This is a genomic window from Niallia tiangongensis, assembly GCF_044704065.1.
GTDB lineage: Bacteria > Bacillota > Bacilli > Bacillales > Cytobacillaceae > Niallia > Niallia tiangongensis.
Genome location: NZ_CP162613.1, coordinates 1,144,403 through 1,165,196 on the forward strand (window position 1 = coordinate 1,144,403; position 20,794 = coordinate 1,165,196).

The 20,794-nt window shown below is 35.9% G+C and carries 17 protein-coding genes and 1 tRNA gene; 11 read left to right on the forward strand and 7 right to left on the reverse strand.

Translation table 11 applies throughout. The features are described 5' to 3' along the window. The first annotated feature begins 70 nt into the window (after positions 1 to 70). The 4 genes from xylE (at position 71) to cysK (ending at position 5,021) form a co-directional block, all read left to right on the forward strand. Positions 71 to 1,486, forward strand: a complete 1,416-nt coding sequence (gene xylE / locus AB3U99_RS05540; protein WP_400246155.1) for a D-xylose transporter XylE — start codon at positions 71 to 73, stop codon at positions 1,484 to 1,486. 486 nt (positions 1,487 to 1,972) lie between these two features. Then, positions 1,973 to 3,205 (forward strand): MFS transporter, encoded by a 1,233-nt coding sequence (locus tag AB3U99_RS05545; protein WP_400246157.1) that lies wholly within the window; start codon positions 1,973 to 1,975, stop codon positions 3,203 to 3,205. Positions 3,206 to 3,463: 258 nt separating this feature from the next. Continuing rightward, positions 3,464 to 4,087: a lysozyme family protein gene (locus AB3U99_RS05550; protein WP_400246158.1), complete on the forward strand. Its 624-nt coding sequence runs from the start codon at positions 3,464 to 3,466 to the stop codon at positions 4,085 to 4,087. Positions 4,088 to 4,100: 13 nt separating this feature from the next. Then, positions 4,101 to 5,021 carry a cysteine synthase A gene (cysK, locus tag AB3U99_RS05555; protein ID WP_400246160.1) on the forward strand — a complete coding sequence of 307 codons (921 nt, stop codon included), beginning with the start codon at positions 4,101 to 4,103 and terminating at the stop codon, positions 5,019 to 5,021. A 254-nt stretch (positions 5,022 to 5,275) separates the two neighbouring features. Here cysK and AB3U99_RS05560 read toward each other — a convergent pair whose 3' ends face one another. Both AB3U99_RS05560 and AB3U99_RS05565 read right to left on the reverse strand, forming a co-directional pair. Then, entirely contained in the window at positions 5,276 to 5,728 is a 453-nt protein-coding gene (locus AB3U99_RS05560) for a DedA family protein (protein ID WP_400246162.1), read from the reverse strand. A gap of 321 nt (positions 5,729 to 6,049) precedes the next feature. After that, positions 6,050 to 6,232: a hypothetical protein gene (locus AB3U99_RS05565; protein ID WP_400246164.1), complete on the reverse strand. Its 183-nt coding sequence runs from the start codon at positions 6,230 to 6,232 to the stop codon at positions 6,050 to 6,052. A gap of 196 nt (positions 6,233 to 6,428) precedes the next feature. On the opposite strand from AB3U99_RS05565, the gene AB3U99_RS05570 reads away from it, so the two are divergent. Next, the gene (locus AB3U99_RS05570; RefSeq protein ID WP_400246166.1) at positions 6,429 to 6,728 is read left to right on the forward strand and encodes a phasin family protein; all 300 of its coding nucleotides are present in this window, start codon (positions 6,429 to 6,431) and stop codon (positions 6,726 to 6,728) included. A 13-nt stretch (positions 6,729 to 6,741) separates the two neighbouring features. Further along, positions 6,742 to 8,400, forward strand: coding sequence for an ABC1 kinase family protein (locus AB3U99_RS05575; protein ID WP_400246167.1), 1,659 nt, complete (start codon positions 6,742 to 6,744; stop codon positions 8,398 to 8,400). A 131-nt stretch (positions 8,401 to 8,531) separates the two neighbouring features. Here AB3U99_RS05575 and AB3U99_RS05580 read toward each other — a convergent pair whose 3' ends face one another. Continuing rightward, a complete protein-coding gene (locus tag AB3U99_RS05580) occupies positions 8,532 to 10,754 on the reverse strand; it encodes a choice-of-anchor I family protein (RefSeq protein WP_400246169.1) in 2,223 nt (740 codons plus the stop codon). 203 nt (positions 10,755 to 10,957) lie between these two features. Here AB3U99_RS05580 and AB3U99_RS05585 point away from each other — a divergent pair, with 203 nt between their 5' ends. Both AB3U99_RS05585 and AB3U99_RS05590 read left to right on the forward strand, forming a co-directional pair. After that, positions 10,958 to 12,100: a zinc-dependent alcohol dehydrogenase gene (locus tag AB3U99_RS05585; protein WP_400246170.1), complete on the forward strand. Its 1,143-nt coding sequence runs from the start codon at positions 10,958 to 10,960 to the stop codon at positions 12,098 to 12,100. Between the two features lie 159 nt (positions 12,101 to 12,259). Continuing rightward, complete coding sequence (locus tag AB3U99_RS05590) at positions 12,260 to 12,682, forward strand: NusG domain II-containing protein (protein WP_400246172.1); 423 nt, start codon at positions 12,260 to 12,262, stop codon at positions 12,680 to 12,682. Positions 12,683 to 12,765: 83 nt separating this feature from the next. Here AB3U99_RS05590 and AB3U99_RS05595 read toward each other — a convergent pair whose 3' ends face one another. From AB3U99_RS05595 to AB3U99_RS05605, 3 genes are all read right to left on the reverse strand, one after another. After that, the gene (locus AB3U99_RS05595; protein WP_400246174.1) at positions 12,766 to 13,098 is read right to left on the reverse strand and encodes an ArsR/SmtB family transcription factor; all 333 of its coding nucleotides are present in this window, start codon (positions 13,096 to 13,098) and stop codon (positions 12,766 to 12,768) included. Positions 13,099 to 13,120: 22 nt separating this feature from the next. Beyond that, the gene (locus tag AB3U99_RS05600) at positions 13,121 to 14,869 is read right to left on the reverse strand and encodes a SulP family inorganic anion transporter (protein ID WP_400246176.1); all 1,749 of its coding nucleotides are present in this window, start codon (positions 14,867 to 14,869) and stop codon (positions 13,121 to 13,123) included. Positions 14,870 to 15,270: 401 nt separating this feature from the next. After that, positions 15,271 to 16,053: a formate/nitrite transporter family protein gene (locus tag AB3U99_RS05605; RefSeq protein WP_400246178.1), complete on the reverse strand. Its 783-nt coding sequence runs from the start codon at positions 16,051 to 16,053 to the stop codon at positions 15,271 to 15,273. Positions 16,054 to 16,453: 400 nt separating this feature from the next. Here AB3U99_RS05605 and AB3U99_RS05610 point away from each other — a divergent pair, with 400 nt between their 5' ends. Together AB3U99_RS05610 and AB3U99_RS05615 are read left to right on the forward strand one after the other, a co-directional pair. Further along, positions 16,454 to 17,941, forward strand: coding sequence for an MFS transporter (locus AB3U99_RS05610; protein ID WP_400246180.1), 1,488 nt, complete (start codon positions 16,454 to 16,456; stop codon positions 17,939 to 17,941). 423 nt (positions 17,942 to 18,364) lie between these two features. Further along, a tRNA-Gly gene (locus tag AB3U99_RS05615) sits at positions 18,365 to 18,438 on the forward strand. 125 nt (positions 18,439 to 18,563) lie between these two features. Here AB3U99_RS05615 and AB3U99_RS05620 read toward each other — a convergent pair. Further along, positions 18,564 to 19,229 carry a B3/4 domain-containing protein gene (locus tag AB3U99_RS05620; RefSeq protein ID WP_400246182.1) on the reverse strand — a complete coding sequence of 222 codons (666 nt, stop codon included), beginning with the start codon at positions 19,227 to 19,229 and terminating at the stop codon, positions 18,564 to 18,566. Between the two features lie 93 nt (positions 19,230 to 19,322). Here AB3U99_RS05620 and queG point away from each other — a divergent pair, with 93 nt between their 5' ends. After that, complete coding sequence (queG, locus tag AB3U99_RS05625) at positions 19,323 to 20,462, forward strand: tRNA epoxyqueuosine(34) reductase QueG (RefSeq protein ID WP_400246184.1); 1,140 nt, start codon at positions 19,323 to 19,325, stop codon at positions 20,460 to 20,462. Positions 20,463 to 20,794: the final 332 nt, after the last annotated feature.

Genomic DNA, 20,794 nt, shown 5'->3' on the forward strand with positions numbered 1-20,794 from the left:
GCAGAAATGAAAAGGCTACCAGTAATCAAAAGAGGGGAGGAAAGAAGGAGATTATGTCTCTTTCAAACATATGGTAAATAAAAATAGTTATTTTTATATTGTACTAATCACGTTGGTTGCAACACTTGGAGGCTTGTTATTTGGTTATGATACAGCAGTAATTTCTGGGGCAGAAGGATCACTCCAAGCCTATTTTTCAGAAGGATTAGGACTTAGTTCCCTTGTACATGGAATTACCGTATCAAGTGCTTTAATTGGTTGTATAATTGGTGGATTTATATCTGGTTACTTCGCTACGAACTTCGGGCGGAAATATTCCCTTATTATTGCAGCAGTCCTATTTTTAATCTCAGCTCTTGGATCTGCGTTTCCTGAATTTTTGTTTTTCACAAAAGGGGAACCAACCTATGCTCTTCTCATTACTTTTAACATCTATCGAATTATTGGGGGAATTGGTGTAGGGTTAGCTTCAGCCATCTCACCTATGTATATCGGGGAAATGGCACCTCCTAAAATTAGAGGTACCTTGGTTTCTTTAAATCAATTTGCGGTTATCTTTGGAATGCTTGTTGTTTATTTTGTAAACTGGGGCATTGCAAAAGGGCAAACAGTGGAATGGCTAAATGACATTGGTTGGCGCTATATGTTCCTTTCAGAATCAATACCAGCAATATTATTCTTAGTTTTATTATTTACGGTTCCAGAAACACCACGTTATCTTGTTTCAAAGAATCAGGATGAGAAGGCAATGTCTGTTCTGTCAAGAATATATGAAAAAACAATGGCGAAAGCGACTATGTTTGAAATTAAGGCATCCTTTAATGAAAATAAAAAGAAAGCAACTTTGTTTACTTTTGGTAAGAAAATTGTAGTGATTGGAATCTTATTATCGGTCTTCCAGCAATTCGTGGGAATCAATGTAGCTTTATATTATGCACCACGTATTTTTGAAAGCATGGGTGCGGCAAGAGATGCTTCTATGTTCCAAACGATTATTATGGGCCTAGTAAATGTTGTGTTCACTCTTATCGCCATCTTTACGGTTGATAAATTTGGACGTAAGCCGCTATTAATTATTGGTTCTGTTGGGATGACGGTTGGTATGTTTGGGGTAGCGGCTATGGCTTTCTCAAACAAAATTGGAATTGCAACATTGATTTTCATCATTATTTATACTGCATCCTTTATGATGTCATGGGGACCAGTAGTGTGGGTACTAATCTCAGAAATCTTCCCGAATAGAGTTAGAGCACAAGCTGTTGCAATTGCGGTAGCAGCACAATGGGCAGCAAATTACTTTATTTCTTCCACCTACCCTGCGATGATGGAGGTAAGTGGTGGCTTAACCTATTCCTTCTATGGAATTATGAGTCTATTATCAGCACTATTCATTTGGAAGTTTGTTCCTGAAACAAAAGGTAGATCATTAGAAGAATTAGAGAAGATTCTCGTTAATTCACAGAAAAAGGAAGAAGATGTAGCGTAAGACAGTCGATTAAAAAAGCAGGGGATGGAGTCCTCTGCTTTTTGCTATTTATTAGGACAGTAAACAGGTTTGGCTGATAAAATAGAATTTTGGTTGAAAAGTAATCTGATTTAACTGATAAGGTGAATGTAATTGTTAATTAATTCTTTTTTTTACCTAAAAAGTATTTTTTTACATAATTTATCTTGTAAGCGATTGTAAATATTGCTGTGTGTATGATAAGATTAAATGGAATTAGAAATGAAACGGAGGTTTTCCTTTTGACAGCATCAATGAGATTAAGATTCCCCATTTTCAACGTTAATTAAATACGTGTGGATGTTCTTCTTATAAGAAGAATGGGATTGGTCTGTCTATTTATTGGAAACCTGAATATATGGTTAATAAAAAGAGGGAAGAAACCAAGTCTTCGCTCTTTTTTTCTGCGCTTTTAAGATATAGATAGACTTATTCTAACTAATCAAAAAATGAATGTGAGGTTTATGGATGAGTACAGTTAATAATAAAAAAGAAAATTGGTATCGGAATATCGTGTTATTTCTTAGTAGCCAGACGATATCCTTGTTTGGATCGTCGCTTGTACAATATGCGATTATGTGGCATATAACGTTAACGACAGAATCTGGCTTAATGATGACGTTATATATTCTTTGTGGATTTCTTCCGACCTTTATTTTGTCGCCAGTAGCTGGTGTTTGGGCAGATCGCTATAATCGGAAACTGCTGATTATGTTATCAGATGGTCTTATTGCATTTGCTACATTGATATTGGCTATTCTCTTTTTAATGGGATATGATCCGATTTGGCTGCTTTTTGTAATGGCAGCAGTTCGAGCATTTGGAACAGGGATTCAAACACCATCTGTTGGTGCGATATTGCCACAAATTGTTCCAAAGGATAAGCTGACAAAGGTTAATGGTGTTAATGGTAGTATCCAAGCGATTATAATGTTCATATCACCGATGGTTAGTGCTGCTTTATTAACCTTTGCATCCCTTGAGACGATCTTTTTCATTGATGTTGTAACAGCAGCCATTGCTATCTTTACTTTGCTTGCCTTTTTAAAGATTCCAGCTCATCAAAGGGCGACGGAAGCACAATCAACTAGTTATTTTAGTGATTTTAAAGAAGGACTGAAGTATGTAAATAATCATGCCTTTTTGAAAAAATTCTTTTTCTTCTTTGCGATTTTCTTCGTGCTAATGGCACCTGCAGCATTCCTAACTCCATTGCAGGTTACTCGCAGCTTTGGAGATGATGTCTGGCGATTAACTGCCATTGAGATTGCCTTTTCGATTGGAATGATGGTAGGGGGAGGAGTCATCGCATCATGGGGTGGCTTTGAGAATAAAATAAAAACAATGACACTTGCGAGCATCATTATGGGAGTTTGTACGTTTGCACTCGGGATTATTCCTTTGTTTTGGATCTATTTAGTTTTCATGGCACTATTTGGTTTGGCTATGCCAATCTTTAATACGCCAACAACTGTGTTATTACAGGAGAAAATAGAAGAGGGGTTTTTAGGAAGAGTTTTCGGCGTAATGGGGATGATTTCTACCTCTATGATGCCGATTGGAATGCTAATATTTGGCCCAATTGCAGATTTCATTGAAATAGAATGGCTATTAATAGGAACTGGAGCGTTTATCATTGTCTTGTCCATTTTCTTAGGAAGAGACAAAGTACTTATTGAAGCAGGAAAGCCTGCTGTTTAGGAATCGCCTCAGGATTAATGGGAACGATGTAAAAATGTGAATTCGCGAAAAGTATTTAGACTTGGCTAGCCCAGTTCTTGTTGGATTAGCTAAGTCTTTTTTGCTTTTGAAAAGAGCAATTTAAAGGGAATTTGGAAAAGTTCTCTTTCGCAAGGAATGAAATTCGCTATTGTTTCTTGTATAATTAATAAATGTATCGGCAACGGTAAAAAATCAGGAAACGTTTAATTGATTTTTAAGCGTCAACGAGGGATTGGAATGAAGAAAAAAAGAAAATCTGCAACGAACACAATTATTGTCTTAATAATGGTTATATATTTTGGCTATTTATTTACTAATAGTACGATCAAACAAAATAATGAACAAAGATTATTGAAATACTTACCGGAAATTTCAAATGAGCTAGAATCAAATGAGTTAAACGCAGAGGAGCTAGCACCAATTTTACTTGCAATCATGGATCAAGAAAGTCATGGAAAAGGAAATGATCCGATGCAATCCTCTGAATCAGCAGGTCTTAAAAGAAATGCAATTGAAGACCCTTCAGAAAGTATAAAGCAAGGAGTTTTTCATTTTGCTGAAATGTACAAGTATGGCGAGAAACAAGGGGTCGACCTTGAGGCAATTATTCAGAGCTATAATATGGGACCAGGTTATATTGACTTTATTGTCAGTAACAATCAAGTCGAACATAGTGAGGAAACGGCAAAGACCTATTCAGAATATATGGTGGAACGATCACCAACGCTTTATACATGTAATAATGACAAGTTCAATTTTAGATACCCATATTGCTATGGTGATTTTACTTATGCAGAAAAAGTAACATCTAGGGTGGAAGAAATGAGCAGTATGATTGAAGAATATGCTCGGAAATTATAGGAGGAATATAGAAATGAAGCTTTACAAATCTGTACTTGAATTAATAGGAAATACCCCAACTGTTCAACTAAATCGAATCCCCGAAAAAACTGGGGCGGAAGTGTATATAAAGCTAGAATCTTTTAATCCTGGTGGTAGTGTTAAAGACCGTGCTGCTTTAAATATGATCGAAAGTGCTGAAAAAGAAGGAAAGCTTATTCCAGGAAAAAGCACCATTATTGAGCCGACATCAGGAAATACAGGGATAGGAATTGCAATGGTAGCAGCGGTGAAAGGCTACCATTGCATTATTACGATGCCAGATAATGCAACAAAAGAGCGAGTACAAATTTTAAAAGCATATGGGGCAGAGGTTTATTTAACACCGGGAAGCAGACGCATGCAAGGAGCGATTGATGAAGCGAATCGTTTAGCTAGTGATATTGCTGATAGCTTCATTCCAATGCAATTTGAAAATCCGGCCAATGCTGATGCTCATCGTGGAACAACAGCTGTAGAAATTTATGAAGCTTTTGAAGGCAAGTTAGATGCACTTGTATTAACTGCTGGTACAGGTGGAACCGTTACTGGTGTCGGAGAAGAATTAAAGAAATTGATTCCGGGTATAAAAATATATGTAGTAGAGCCATTTGGTTCTCCAGTATTATCAGGTGGGAAACCAGGACCACACAAAATTCCAGGGACTGGCCCAGGATTTATTCCTAAAATCTTGAATCGTGACATTTTTGATGAAGTGTTACTGATTAAAGATCCTGATGCGGAAGTCATGGCAAGACGTCTTGCAGCGGAAGAAGGCATTTTTGTAGGAGCATCCGGTGCTTCAAGTGCACATTTTGCTGTGGAGATTGCAAAGGAACTTCCCCTGACAGCTAAAGTGCTTTGCTTAGCACCAGATACAGGGGAGCGCTATTTATCATCGGATTTATTTGTTTAAGCTGTATTTAATGGAAATGGGTAGTCCTATATAGGGGGGCTGCTCTTTTTTGTTTTAGAGTGAGGAATTAATGGGCGTAATTGGAGTTTGGCTCATATATTGGAATTATGGCTCATATGTAGAAGAGTTTGGATTATATATTGGAATTATGGCTCATATGTATGAATAGTTGAATTATAGATCTACTTAATTAGCATATAAAAAAGATTTTGTTCTAGTTATAAAAAAAACAACAAAAAGGAGTGTATTCCATTTTAAAAAGGAAGCACTCCTATACAGTAACCAATAGCGGCAAAAAAGGTATATTTTGATAGATTCATGCCAGAAACGCCTGAAAAGGAGGAGGTTAATCTTCTGACACCTGGGATGAAATTAGCAATGACAATCGTCCAGGGACCATATTGATCGAACCATTTTTCAACTCGTTCTAATTTTGCAGGGGTAAGCTTTACCCATTTTCCGTGTGTGAGCAGAAATGGTTTTCCTATTTTCCTGCCTAATGTGTAATTAATGACCATGGCACTAAGAGCACCAATAAAGCAAATGATATCTGCAAGAAGAAAATTCATCATGGATATGGAGGTAAGATAGCCTACAAAGGTTAATAAGGCTTCATCTGGTACAGGAATACCAAGACCGCTTAATGCAAAAAGAACGAATATGGCAATATAACCATACTGAGATATGAATTGAATAGATGGACTCATTTATTTACTCCATTCTTTATTTCTAGAAAACTAGCAAATTATAACTGTATAAAGATTTTAAAACTCAAGCGAGTTTCAGAGCATTCAATTGTTTACCTTTTTAAGAAAAATACAGTAATTATAGTAGTTAAATTCAAAAAAAGCACTTATTTATAGGACAAAAGTAGTTAAGATGTTTTGCGCATTTTTTATCATACAGGGAAATAAATAAAAATGGGAGTATTTTTTAATAAATAGCTGATTGGAATTAATAGTTAAGAATAAGATAGCTAATTACAATGAAAACAAGAATCAATGACTGTGTCCAGATTACTTTATTGCTTAGGCCAGCTTTTTTTCTAGAAAGAAAATATAGCCGTTCATGAAGGTTATTCCTAAAATAAGAATTGATATGGAAAATGGACGATAATCGGAAAAGAGAGCATTTGCGATAAATAGGAACACTATAAGCATCCCGATGGAACCAAATACTAGTTCAAGATATAATTTTCTTTTTTCCTCCAAATTAAAACCCCTCCAATATAAAAAAACACCATTATTTATATATCTAAGCATATCATAAATATGTTGGCACTAGTGGAGAAACTACTCTCGTATGATTTGACTTTACGCTTTATTTGGATTACTTTAATCACAAATAGAAAAGTAGTCTAAGGGAAAATGAATTATTCTAGAAAGAATATAAGGAGGTTTTCGGAGGATGAGAACAACAATTGAAAAAGCACTTTCCTTAGGTTTAGGTTTAGCGATTGCAGGTAAAGAACAAGTAGAGAAAACAGTGGAAGAGTTAGTTAAAAAAGGAGAGGTAAGCAAAAATGAGTCAAAGGATTTAATCAATCATTTGATTCAAAAGGGAGAGGAAATGAAGAGCCAGCTGGAAGCAGTTGCGAAAGAAAAGGTTAATGCGGCATATGGAGAATTGAAGTTAGCCACTTTAGAAGATGTGAAGAAATTAGAAAAAAGAATAGAGGCATTAGAAAGAAAAAATCTCGACGAATAAAGTGGGTTTGTAAATGGGTGTAAGTAAACGTATTAGACAGATGAAACGATATCGGAAAATTACGTCTATTCTCGCCCGAAACGGAATAGGCTTTTTTTCCAATAAAATAGGATTAGAGGAGAAGTTTTTTTTTCATAAAGAACATCCTCCAAAAAGTACGGGACGTCGCATACGCTTAGTTCTAGAAGAATTGGGAACGACCTTTATTAAGCTTGGGCAAATTGCCAGCACACGTCCAGATTTGATTCCCCCAGAAATAATAAATGAGCTTAAGGAGTTGCAAGATCAAGTTCCGCAGTTTACCTATGATGAGGCTGTTCAGATATTAGAAGAAGAATTAGGAAATTCCATTGATAATCTGTTCCGGCAATTTTCTGAAACTCCAATAGCAGCAGCTTCCATTGGTCAAGTGCATAAAGCAATTCTTCAAGATGGCACAAAGGTTGCTGTAAAGATTCAACGTCCTAATATTTATGCCTTGATTGAGACGGATTTAGAAATTATCGCTGATTTAGCTCGTATTGCGGAAAATACTTGGGCTTGGGCGAAGCAATATCATCTTCGGGAAATAGTGGATGAACTAGCAAAAGGGCTGCTTACAGAATTAAATTATGGAATAGAAGCAAGAAATATGGAGCGCTTTTTCGAGCATAATAAAGCTTTAGGGTATGTTGTCATTCCCTCTGTTTATTGGGATTATTCCACAAAGAAAGTGTTGACGATGGATTATATAGAGGGAATAAAGCTATCCGATCATCAGCGCCTAGATGAGGCAGGGATTGATCGTGAATTATTGGCTGAAAGATTAGCCTATACTATTTTCTATCAAATTTTAGAAGTTGGCCATTTTCATGCAGATCCTCATCCGGGAAATGTACTAGCTTTGCAGGATGGAAGAATCGTTTTATTAGATTTTGGAATGGTGGGGCAGCTTTCTTCCTATACGAAAAAGAATTTTACTTCCTTCGTAATTGCTCTTCGAAATAAAAGCACAAAAGGAATCATTCGAGCTATATCTGATTTAGGAATGATTCCAGAGAATGTTGATATAAAAAAATTAACGGCAGATGTGGAAGAAATGCGCGATAAATATTACGATATTCCCTTAAAGGAAGTGAGCGTTGGGGAAGTGATTAATGATTTATTTATCATTGCATTTCGTCATAATATTAGAATTCCATCCGAGCTAACGCTTTTAGGAAAATCGTTAATGACAATGGAAGGGGTTGTCGTTTCCTTAGACCCTAGTTTCAGTGTATTTGATGTTGCTGAGCCTTTTGGAAGAAAGCTGTTTTTAGACAAGCTTAAGCCTTGGAAAATAGTCAAAAGCGTAGCAGAGGAAATACCAGAGTATTTCGCTTCTATAAAAGACATTCCATTGACAGTTAAACAGTTTATGGGAATCATTCGAAAAGGAAAAGTAGAGGTAGAATTTACATCACCACAATTGGACTTATTAATCAAAAAGATGGATCGATTTAGTAACCAGATAGCTTTTAGCATTGTTTTACTTGCTTTAAGTATTGTTATGGTTGGTTTGATTATTGGAGTTGCTCTCAGTGGGGTACAAACGGTTCTCTGGAAATTTCCGATTATTGAAATCGGTTTTTCGATTGCAATGCTAATGGTTGCTTGGCTTATTTACTCGATTTTTCGGTCGGGCAGGTTTTAGCTATGAGAACCTTACCATTTATAATAAATTAAAAAGTGCCAAAAACTCTTTAAAGAGTTTTTGACACTTTTCTTATGGATGAAAGGAAGTGTTTCTCTACCTAAACGGATACCATTCGTTTTTCTTAATAGTTATCCTTTTTCATGGCGATAAATAAGAAGATAACTACCTCCACCAAGTATTAATAATAAGAATCCAAACAGTAAGAGGGAATAATTAGTTGTTGCTGTATCAGGTAGTCGGTTTCCTGTTGCTTGAACCTCTAAAGAATCATTAGTAGCGTCATTACCTTGGGAATCTTCAGGGGAATTTATCGCATCGTCTGCAACATTTTCATTATTCTTACCTGGTACGACTTCCGAATTTCCCTCATCTTCATCTATTGATTCAGCTGGCAATTCTTCCATATTGTTGTCGTCAGGTGTATCTACTGGTGTTTCTTCTTCAGCTACTTGTTTCTCGTTTATAGTAATACTTGCTTCGATTCGATTTTTGGTATCTTTTGTTTCTACTAGTATAGATGCTGATCCTTTTGCTCTTCCAGTTACTAACCCATCTGCATTTACGGTAGCGACATCTGTATTAGAGCTAGTCCAAATTAGTTCTTTGCTATCCGTAGTATTCTCTGGCAGAATGGATGCTTCTAACTGGAAGGTCTGTCCAACTTCTATGCTGATAGTTGTTTGATTCAGTTCAATCGACTCGATTGGAATCAAAGGATCAACTTGGTATTCATTAACAGCAACCGTACCACTCACTTCATTCCCAACTAATACCAATGGTTTCTTAGTGGGGCTTTCTTCTGCCGGAATAAAGGCAAGGCCTTCTGGACTAACGTCACCACTGATAGCATTTGAAAAATCTCTTGTATTAATATAATTAGCGAATGTTGCATTTGATGGATTTGTGATATTGTACGTCATGACACCACTAATACGTTCTAAGCCAATAAATGCATAAAGCTCGTTGCCAATAGTACCTACTTTTACCTCTTCTGGTTCAGGGCCTTTTTTGGCACTTCTTTTTTCAAATACATCATCATCGTTTGACCAGTTGAAGTAGTCTGGATATCGCTCTGCTGTAATCTTTTCGAATTCACTTCCACTATCAAATACTAGTTCCATTGTGTCAGCATTCCAAATCGAGAAAGACCGTCCACCTAGAGTATAGATTGCATCGTTTCCGCGGTCTGTCAGTACTTCTAATTTGTCATAATCACCAGAGTTTTTCATCTGTTCAAATGCTGCTTCTGCCTCTTCTATAGTAAATCCTTTAAATAGAGAAGAATCTAGTTGGATTGAATCTTTGACCTTTTTGAAATCTTCTATGTTAACAAATTCTTCCCATTCTGTTGCATCGCCTTCATTTGCTGTCAATAAATAAGTAATGCCATCCTTTTCAACTACCTCAATCGAATCTGGCATATACACGCCTAATATTGGCAAGGATTCGACTTCAATTTTATCGTTTCTTGCTGCATCCAAACCATTTTCCGGTAATGAATGATCTTTGAATCCTAATGACTTTACAGAAAGAACTTTACCTGTTTCTACATTAATTCTTGCGATGGCATTATTTTCTTGGAGAGAAACGAATGCTGTTTTTCCATCTGTGGTAAGTCCGATATATTCAGGTTCTAAATCACGAACTGCATCAGCTAAAGTACCATTGTTTCGGATATGTACATCTGAGTCTATTACAGTAGTATCATCAAATAGAATGGTATTTGCTTGTTTCGTTTCATAGTTAATGATTGTAACAGAGCCTTCTGGATCAACACCGTTTTCTAAGCCTAATCTTGGTTCTCCTTCATTTGCAGATAGAATATAGTTGCCGTCTTTTGATATAACGACATTATCAGGCTGAATCCCAGCTTCAAATGTATGTAGAATATTCCCATCATAATCCATGATAACGATACGTCCATTTTGGGAATAATTTTCATCTTGAACTGTAGCTGCGACAATTTGTTTCTCCGTATTAATGTCAATGCTAGTTAAATCCCCATATTGAAAGCTATCACTGTTAAGTAGTTCTGCTATATTAATAGATTTCTCTTTGGACAAATGTTGAAGTGTATTGGATTCTAAAGATGATAAATCTACAATATCGATTGTTTGTAGCTTTCCATTAATAACGTAGAATTTATGAATTTCTGGGTTATACTTTACGATTTCCGCTACACCACCATCTTTATCTGATAAGCCAGTACTGTAAGAGGCAATTTTACTAACATTGATTGAATCTGAAAAGGTTGCAGCGCTTACAGATGATGGTGCAGCGACATAGTTAGACAATCCAAGTAAGCATGTAACTGATAAAGCACTAATCGTTTTTGTGAATGTATTCTTCATTTTCTCCTCCTCATAAATTGTAGATATTTGTAAAACATACTTTGTATAGTAAAGGGTAATTTTTTGATGTTGATGTCAGAATTGTAATTTTCTTGTTTAGAATATGTAAAGATAATAAGGATTATCCGGAAATATTTGGATGTTTGCTGTGTGCGTTCAGATTGGTATAGGTAAACAATTTAAAAAACAGGAGGAGTGTGCAAATGAAAGCTGTCACTTTTCAAGGAACAAAGGATGTTCAAGTTAAACAAGTGGAAGATGCAAAGCTCCAAAAGAAAGACGATATAGTTGTGCGAATTACCTCAACAGCTATTTGTGGTTCAGATTTACATATATATCAAGGAGCTTTACCTACTGAAAAAGACTATGTAATCGGACATGAGCCAATGGGGATTGTAGAAGAGGTAGGTCCGGAAGTAACGAGAGTTAAAAAAGGAGATCGCGTAGTTCTACCGTTTAATATTTCTTGTGGACATTGCTACTATTGTGAGCATGATATGGAAAGTCAGTGTGATAATGCGAATCCAAATAAGGATATTGCCGATACTGGAGCCTATTTTGGTTTTACAGAGCGATATGGTGATTATCAAGGAGGACAAGCTGAATTATTACGTGTCCCATACGGGAATTTTGTGCCCTTTGTTATCCCAGAGTCCTGTGAATTAGAGGATGAAGCCCTGTTATTTATGTCTGATGTTCTTCCAACTGCTTATTGGAGTGTTGAAAATTCAGGGGTAAAGGATGGCGATACTGTTGTTGTATTGGGCTGTGGTCCTGTTGGGTTAATGACCCAAAAATTTGCTTGGATGAAAGGAGCGAAGCGGGTCATTACCGTCGATAACATTCCTTACCGCTTAAACCATGCACAAAAAATGAATCAAGTAGAAATTGTTAATTTTGATAATCATGAGGATACAGGTAACTATATAAAGGAATTATCTTCTGGTGGTGCAGATGTAGTAATAGATTGTGTAGGAATGGACGGAAAGAAAACTCCTATGGAAGCAATCGGGCAAAAATTGAAGCTTCAAGGAGGAACACTTAGTGCGATTGAAATTGGTATGAATGCAGTGCGCAAGTTCGGCACTATACAATTAACAGGAGTTTATGGCTCGAAGTATAATATGTTTCCATTGGGTAATATTTTTGAGCGAAACATTACAGTAAAGACTGGGCAGGCGCCAGTTATTCATTATATGCCAATGCTATTTGATTGGATTACGAGTGGAAAAATTGATCCAACGGAAATCATTACACATCGCATTTCTTTGGATGACGCAAGTAATGCCTACCAGATGTTTAATGATCATGAGGATGAAGTTATTAAGGTTGTTCTAAAACCTTAATTGTGAGTATGCTATCGAACGAGTTCGATGGCTTTTATATGTTTAGCTGCTGACTAAACATATGGCAATTTATCGACGATTTGTCTCTATCCATATGTTTCTACTATAAAAACCTTTATAATAAAAATGTATATTAGCTGATAGAGAGGGAAGTTTTCGATGAGAAAATACTCTAAGATGATAAAATCCTTTGATATTATAATGGTCGTTATCCTCCTAGTCATTTCATTTGTCCCAATGGCTGTATTTGCGATGAATCAAAGTAAGGAAGACGAAGGAAATAAAATCATCGCCATTATTACACAGGACGGTAAAGTCATTCGTGAAGTAGAATTAACTGGCCATACGGAAAATGAGCAATTCATGATTAAAGGAAAAGGCAAACAATATAATCTAATTGAAGTGGAAAACGAGCAAATTAGAATTAAAGAAGATAATAGTCCAGACCAGATTGGAGTGAAAATGGGTTGGAAGGGTATGCCTGGACAAACCATTATTTGCTTGCCGCATAAAGTATTAATAGAAATTGTCGCAGAAAAACCAGAAGAGATGGAAGAGGATGGATTGATCTTATCTCATTGATTATCAATCATATTTTCATTAATATTGTTTTTATAAAAAGAGCATGGAAAATTGTTTTCAACAAATAATTTCCATGCTCTTTATCATTTTTCCATTTCATTTACCTTATCTAAAATAGTAATGGTATCAATTAAATGATTGTTAAAGATTTTTTTTGCAACAGAGAGAAGTTCAATGATTGCTGGGTCTCTTAGAGAATAAATGACTCGATTGCCTTCTTTGTTCCCAATAACAATATTTTTAGAGCGCAGGATACTTAATTGTTGTGACACTGCTGAACCTTCTAGCTCTAAAAGCTCGAGAATTTCATTCACACTTTTATCGCCTTGTGCTAGAATTTCTAATATTTTGATTCGTAAAGGATGGGCTAGTGCTTTAAAAAAATCTGCTTTAAATTGTTGAATATCTAAATTCAAATGCCTTCCTCCTTTTCTTACCTTACTTCAAAGCTATCGCTGTTTTCTTCTTTATTCCCTGTTCTTGTTGATTGGAAAATGTTTCGCATTCTTGAAAAGCAAAATGTTTGCAGCCATCGCATTGCTGCTTATTTACAAGGAGTAAGCTATAGTCAATCGCTTCACCTGTGTGCATAAAGAAATGATTTACTCCAATTTTTTCATATAATCCGGTTTTCCGAAGGATGCTTTCTGGTTGAGGATTAATTCCACAGATTAGAACCTTGCCATGCTTGGAAAAGCTTTGAATGATATTGGCGAAATAAGCCTCTCCAGTTAAATCCATGAATGGAACCTTTCCCATCCGAAGAATTAATATCTCAGGCTTGCGATGAATGGAGCGCAATAGGGTTTGTTCAAATGCTTGGGCAGCACCAAAAAATAATGGTCCCTCTACATCGAAAATACTAATTTGCGGACAGCCATGCGAGCGTTTTTTATCGATTTTTTCTAATTTGTTCAAATGACTAGGCAGCACTTGAGATGTTTTCATTATATCACTCATACGTTTAGTAAAGATAATAATAGCTAAAAATAAGCCTATTTCTACTGCAGTTGTTAAGTCGAAAAAGACTGTTAGCAGAAAAGTAACGCTTAAAACAAGGGAATCTCCTGTTTTTGTTTGAAGAATTGTACGAAATGATTTTTGTTCACTCATATTCCACGCTACTACCATTAATAAGGGAGCCATGCTTGCGAGTGGGATTTTTCCTGCAAAAGGTGCAAGAACCAATAAAATTACAAGGACTACGATACCATGAATGATTCCAGAAAGAGGGGAAACGGCACCGCTCTTTATATTTGTGGCAGTACGGGCAATTGCGCCTGTAGCTGGAATACCGCCAAATAAAGGTGCAATCATATTAGCGATTCCTTGGCCAATTAATTCTTTATTGCTATTATGCTTGCTGTTTGTCATACCATCTGCCACAACAGCAGATAACAGGGACTCAATGGCACCAAGAATTGCAATGACAAAAGCCGGTTGAATTAATAATGTAATCCTGTCCCAAGTTATAGCAGGAAGATGGAAGGATGGTAATGTATTCGGAATGCCACCATACATCGAATCTATAGTCGCAATTTCACTAGGATAAAAAATGGCTGCAATAATGGTGGAAATAATTAACCCCATTAATGGTCCAGGAAGTTTTGGAAACAATTTGGGTGACAATAGAATGATCACAAGGCAAATAACAGCTGTAAAAATACTATAGGGACTAATTGTCTCGAAATGCTGGAATATTTCTCTCATATTACTAAGAAAGGCTTCGTGTTTTTCTATATCCTTCATGCCTAAAAAATTGGGAATCTGGCCAGTAAAAATGATTACCGCGATTCCTGAAGTAAAGCCGATGGTTACAGATCTAGGAATATATTTAATAAGGGAACCAAGTTTAAATACGCCAAATAAAATTAAAATAATACCAGCTAGGAAACCCGCAATTAACAGATTTTCAAATCCATAACTGAGTACGATGCCAAGCACGATAGGGATAAAAGCACCAGTGGGACCGCCAATTTGAAACTTAGATCCTCCTAATAAGGAAATAAGAATGCCTGCGATTATTGTTGTATAAATTCCATATTCAGGCTTTACACCTGATGCAATCGCAAAAGCCATCCCTAAAGGAATTGCAATAATACCAACAATGATGCCAGAATTAATATCTTTTCTTAAAGATGCAAACGAGTAGTGAGCAAATCGATTGTCAACCAAACTCCATTTCATAATAACCCTTCTTCTTTTGAATATTTGTATATCTGATTATTTGAATATACTATTAAAATTTACGCTTTGTCTGGGAAAAAGTCAAAATGAATTTTTTTGTGTTTTATGAGGGGTGATTTTTTTTAGTTGAAGGGGTGGGTTTGGATCATAAATGCGAATTTTGGATCATAAGGGTCTTGTTTTGGATCATAAATGAAAAGTTTGGATCATAAGTGCCTTGTTTTGGATCATAAATATAAAATTTGGATTATATGTGTGATGGGGGCATTAAATTCAACTATATTACGTACTACCACTCCATTAAAAAAGTCCTAAATATTAAAATTACATATGTACTAATACCAAAATCAAGCCAAAAAACCGATACAACACATGGGATGCATCGGTTTTTTGTATTTTTCTTATTCTTCATCCATAAATGGTTTGTTTACGTAATAGTACATTACGCCCATGAATCCGACTCCGCCTATTAAATTTCCTAATGTTACGGGAATTAAGTTGCGAATAATTGCTGGAATCGTAATTGCTGGGTTTTGATCTAGTACATAAGAAATAGAGAATGTTGCCATATTGGCAATGCTATGCTCATAGCCTGAGATAAAGAAACAGAACACGAATAAAATCATGACTGTAATTTTTGCAATATCTTCTTTTAAAGACATAGGGATAAAGAAAGCTAAACAGACAAGCCAGTTACATAAAATACCTCGAAAGAAAAGCTCGCTTATTGGTGCTTCCAATTTAGCTTCTGCAGCATGGAGCAAAAAGTCATTTACACTAGGAGACTTAAATAATCCAGTTAACAAGATAAATATGGCAAAGAAAATGGCTCCAATAATGTTCCCTGCATAGCTTGTTCCCCAAATTTTTAAGACATCTGACCATTTGATTTTTTTTCTTAGTGCTGCGTAAGTATAATAAAAGGTATTTCCTGTAAATAAATCTCCACCACCATAGGCGATAAGAATAATTGCTGCCCCGAATACTAAAGCTGCCATTGGATAGGCAAGCGGTGATTCCACTGCATAAAAGAAATTCCCGGTTTTAAATGCAACAATTACACCAAAGCCAATAAACATACTTGCGACAACGGCACGCATAAAAAAGCGAAACTTACTTTTTTTATAAATTTTTAATTTTTTTAAGGCTAATTTTTCTACTTCATAAAGAGATGCGCCTTCCATAGTTAACCCTCCTGAACAAGGTTTTCTTATTTGCCACTGTAGTTATGTTTCTTACCCTGTTATTATCATGTTGATTCTTTATTAGGTCAATAATATTTTGTGAAAAAATCACAATAAAAATGTTTGTTCGAAATTTGTTCACAATTTAATCATGCTTCCAGTTATTTCTTTAGTATTCCCAAAAGTATCACTTTAAAATATACAAATATCATGCAAAATTTTTCTGAAAATACAGTTAATAATAGATTATTATGTATAGGAAAAGCAGATAATAACGCATGATAACAGCATGGAATAATTTGTCGAAGAATTCATGTTATATTTTCTTACAAATGTATAGACTTTATATTTATTCAATCATAAAATAGAAGATGGAAACTAACAAGGGAGTGAAGAGCTCATGACTTCAGCATATCGCATTTCGATGCTTGTAAACGATCAGCCGGGAGTTCTGGCTCGTATATCCAGCTTATTTGGAACGCATCATGTAAATATTGAAGATATAAAAACCAAAAAATATAAAAGAGAGGCAACAACAAGAATACAAATTTCTAGCTCTGCAGAAGAAAAGCAAGTACAAACTCTCGTATTTGGATTACAGGGATTAATGGATGTAGTAGAAGTAGATGCAGATGCTATCCATAAATCTGCTTTTCAACAAAAGCTGATTCAAAGTACGGATACGATTCAGGTACTAAGAGAGCAAAAAACATTAAGCAAAAAACTATCTTACTGGCTGGTAGCCTGCAGTTTGTTTTTAACCTTATTTGGAACGAACATACCAGCTTCTCTTTATTCGCTTTATCGCATGGAATGGGGACTTACATCGGGGATGATTACCCTTGTGTTTGCAATTTATGCTTTTACAGTTATCCCAGCAATTATCATTGCCGGACAATTATCTGATCAGATTGGGAAAAAGAAAGTGTTAATTCCAGGGATTTTCTTCTCCTTGATAGGAACATTTTGTTTTACTATTGCAAATGGTTTGGGAATGCTTCTTATCGGTCGATTATTCCAAGGATTGTCGGTTGGTATTTTAAATGGAGTAGCGGTAGCTGCTTTAACGGAACTTGATGAGAAGAAAAATACGAAAAAAACCGCCTTAATATGTGCCCTTGCCGTCACACTCGGTAATGCATTTGGGCCAATTCTCTCCGGATTACTAGGGGATTTTGCACCACTCCCATTAAGATTATCTTACTATGTGCATTTATTATTTATTATTCCGTGCTTTATCCTACTTTTTTTCATAAATGAAAACATTAGACCAGGTTTGAAGCCTGTTCAATTAAAGAAGCCATTTGTTCCAAAAGAAATCATGAAGCCTTTCTTATTAGCTTCCTTTACTTCTTTTGTTGCTTGGTCGATTATAAGTATGTTTATGTCTTTAATCCCATCTAATCTGTCTAGTTTTACAACAGTTACTAGTTTAACGATATCAGGAATTGTCGTAGCACTTGGATTAATTGCTGCAGCATTAAATCAAATTTTATTAAAACAACTATCATTAATGAAATTGATTTCAATCGGTTATGTCTTTCTTGCAGTGGGGCTTGTGCTTCTAGTTATAACGATTTATACACAATCCCTAACATTATTGCTGATTTCTGCCGTACTTATTGGGGGTGGGAATGGACCCGCATATGCGGGAAGCTTAGCGCTAGTAAATGAAGTTGCCCCAAGTAAAACAAAAGGAAATATTGTCTCTACCTTCTTTGTCATTACTTATCTTGGCGTGAGCCTTCCAGTAATCGGTCTCGGGTATTTATCACAGGAGTTTGGAGTTGCAGGGACAGTAACCACGTATGTACTAATCATGGGAGCACTCATATTGCTTATCTCAGGCTTTGCTTGGAAAGAAAGAAAAACCATTTTTACAAAATAAATTTTGTCTAAAGATCAGTATTCCCTTTTTGAAAGGAAGGCTGATCTTTTTTTGTTGATGAAGAAATGAAGGAAAGTAAAATAAATGTAAAGAAACAAAAAAGTAATAATAAATATTAGACAATTGAATACAATGGTGATGTAGTATTTTTAAAAAGAAGTCTTTGGGAAGGGAATCTGCTTAGATATTTCCATAGATACTAAATTGGAAGGCCCCGTAGACAGAGACGATCTAGGAGGCTAAAGTGAACATGTATAAAAAGAAAGTAGATTCCCTAAACCAATGAAAAAGTGAACACTTAGAGTGATAGAATGAACAAAATAAAAAAAATGTCGAAAAGAGGTTGCTTTTTTTACACTATGGTTATATAATAAAAAACGTGTTAAAAATAAGTAAAAAAACAGTTAAGAAAAATTAATAAATGCGGGTGTAGTTTAATGGTAAAACCTCAGCCTTCCAAGCTGATGTCGTGGGTTCGATTCCCATCACCCGCTCCATACATAAGCTCACAACGCAGTGTTTCGTTTCATTAAGAACGAAGCATTGCGTTTTTTATATTTTACGAGAAAATAATATAGCAATAGGTAGGAGAGGATCTATATTAGAAACTCTCCTGCTAGGTTTATTCTACAATGGAAAACGATGCTTCTCCTCCATGAACTTGCACAAACATGTTAAGTAATGATTCCACCATTTGCTCTGCTTTTTCTCTTTCAATGGATGGGGAAAGATAAACAATTTGAATGGCGTTTTTCGTAGATGATTGGACAGGAGCTCTATCTGAATCGACAAATGGGCTGCCAAATGGACCGAGTTTATCTTCTGATACGATTAAATTTTCGATAGAATTCATTCTTCCATTAAGTCCAGCATATTGTTCGCCTTCTTTTCCGATACGGATGTTTATATTTCCTTGAAGATTGGCACAATCATAAATACCGATCGGAACACTGTATTGAAGGGAAAAGAAGTTGTTAATATCAATACTGCTATTAATAGGCTGTAAGTAATTTTGTTTTTTGATTCGTCTAAGAAGACTTTCCGCTGAATGGCGATAGCGATTTGGATCTTTGCCTGTTTTTTTGAAGATGGCTCTCCATTCCTTTACAGAAGGAATATCGGTTATATTGCTATCTTCCAAATCAAAAAAAATAGACTCTTGAAAAAGTTGCATGCGCCCTTTAATCATTTGGGGCGTGTCCATTACTTCCATTCCTTGATAGTGAATGAAGCCAATTTTAAAATTAGGGATTAATTGTTTAATCTGTTCTGATATAGAAATATCCAATATATGCACCTCCACTATAGTTGTTGTCTATGTTATTCTATATTTTAGCGTAATCTATATGAAAAACCAATGAAAAGAAGGGAGGGAGACCTTATGGATTATCATGCATTAAAGAAAGATATTATAGACTATAGTAAAACAATCGGGATCGACAAAATTGGATTTACAAGTGCTAGCACCTTTGAAGAAATGAAAGTACGTTTAATAAGACAGCAAGAATTAAACTATCAATCGGGCTTTGAAGAGAAGGATATTGAGAAGCGAGTAGACCCCTCCCTTCTATTAGATCAGCCGAAATCGATTATTTCCATCGCTCTTGCTTATCCTTCTAAAATGAAGGAAAGAGTTGTTAGCAAAAAAGGAGAGCGCAGAGGTATTTTTTGTCGTGCTTCCTGGGGAACGGATTATCATATTGTTTTAAAAGATCGCTTGCAGAAGCTTGAGGAATATATACAAGAGCGAATGCCAGATGCATTGTGTAAATCAATGGTAGATACTGGTGAGTTAGTAGATCGCGCTGTGGCACAGCGAGCGGGGTTAGGCTGGTCTGGAAAAAATTGTGCTATTATTACACCGGAATTTGGTTCTTATGTTTATTTAGGAGAGATGATTACCAATCTACCTTTAGAACCTGATAAGCCAATGGAAGATCAATGCGGCACATGTAATAAATGCATTGATGTTTGTCCAACAGGTGCCCTTATTCAAGGTGGGCAGTTAAATGCCCAGAGATGTATCGCTTTTCAAACACAGACAAAAGGATTTCTGGCAGAAGAATTTAGAGAAAAGCTCGGTAACCGAATATACGGCTGTGATACATGCCAAACCGTCTGTCCGAAAAATAAAGGAATTGATTTTCACAATCATCCAGAAATGGAGCCAAATCCAGAAATCGCAAAACCATTGCTTCAGCCCCTACTTTTTATCAGCAATAAGGAATTTAAAGAAAAGTATGGTCATATTTCTGGTTCTTGGCGTGGAAAAAAACCAATTCAGCGTAATGCCATCATTGCACTTGCTCATTTTAAAGAAGAAGGAGCAGTTGGTGATTTAATTATGGTGATGAAAAAAGACCCGAGACCAGTCATTAGAGGAACGGCTGCTTGGGCATTAGGGAAAATTGGCGGCGATGACTCAAAGACTGCCCTACAAACAGCAACACAACAAGAAGACGATCAAGAGGTTTTACAAGAAATTGAAGATGCGTTACAACGATTATCGCATTCATTATAAGATTGTGGTGGATGAACACTTGTTTTGTGTGGTAAGAGGAAAGTGGTTTTCATCGGGAGAAAGAACGCCACATTTTCGTAGAGGAAGAGGGAAAGTGGTTTTCATTGGGAGAAAGAACGCCACTTTTTCATGGAGTAAGAGGGAAAGTGGTTTTCATCGGGAGAAAGAACGCCACATTTTCGTAGAGGAAGAGGGAAAGTGGTTTTCATCAGATGAATGAACGCTAATATTTCTCCGAGATTAAGGGGGAATTGCTTTCATCCAATGGATAAGCACACCTAAGTTACCATCATGCTTGAAAAAAATGTTTTTCATCATGTTTTTAATAATTA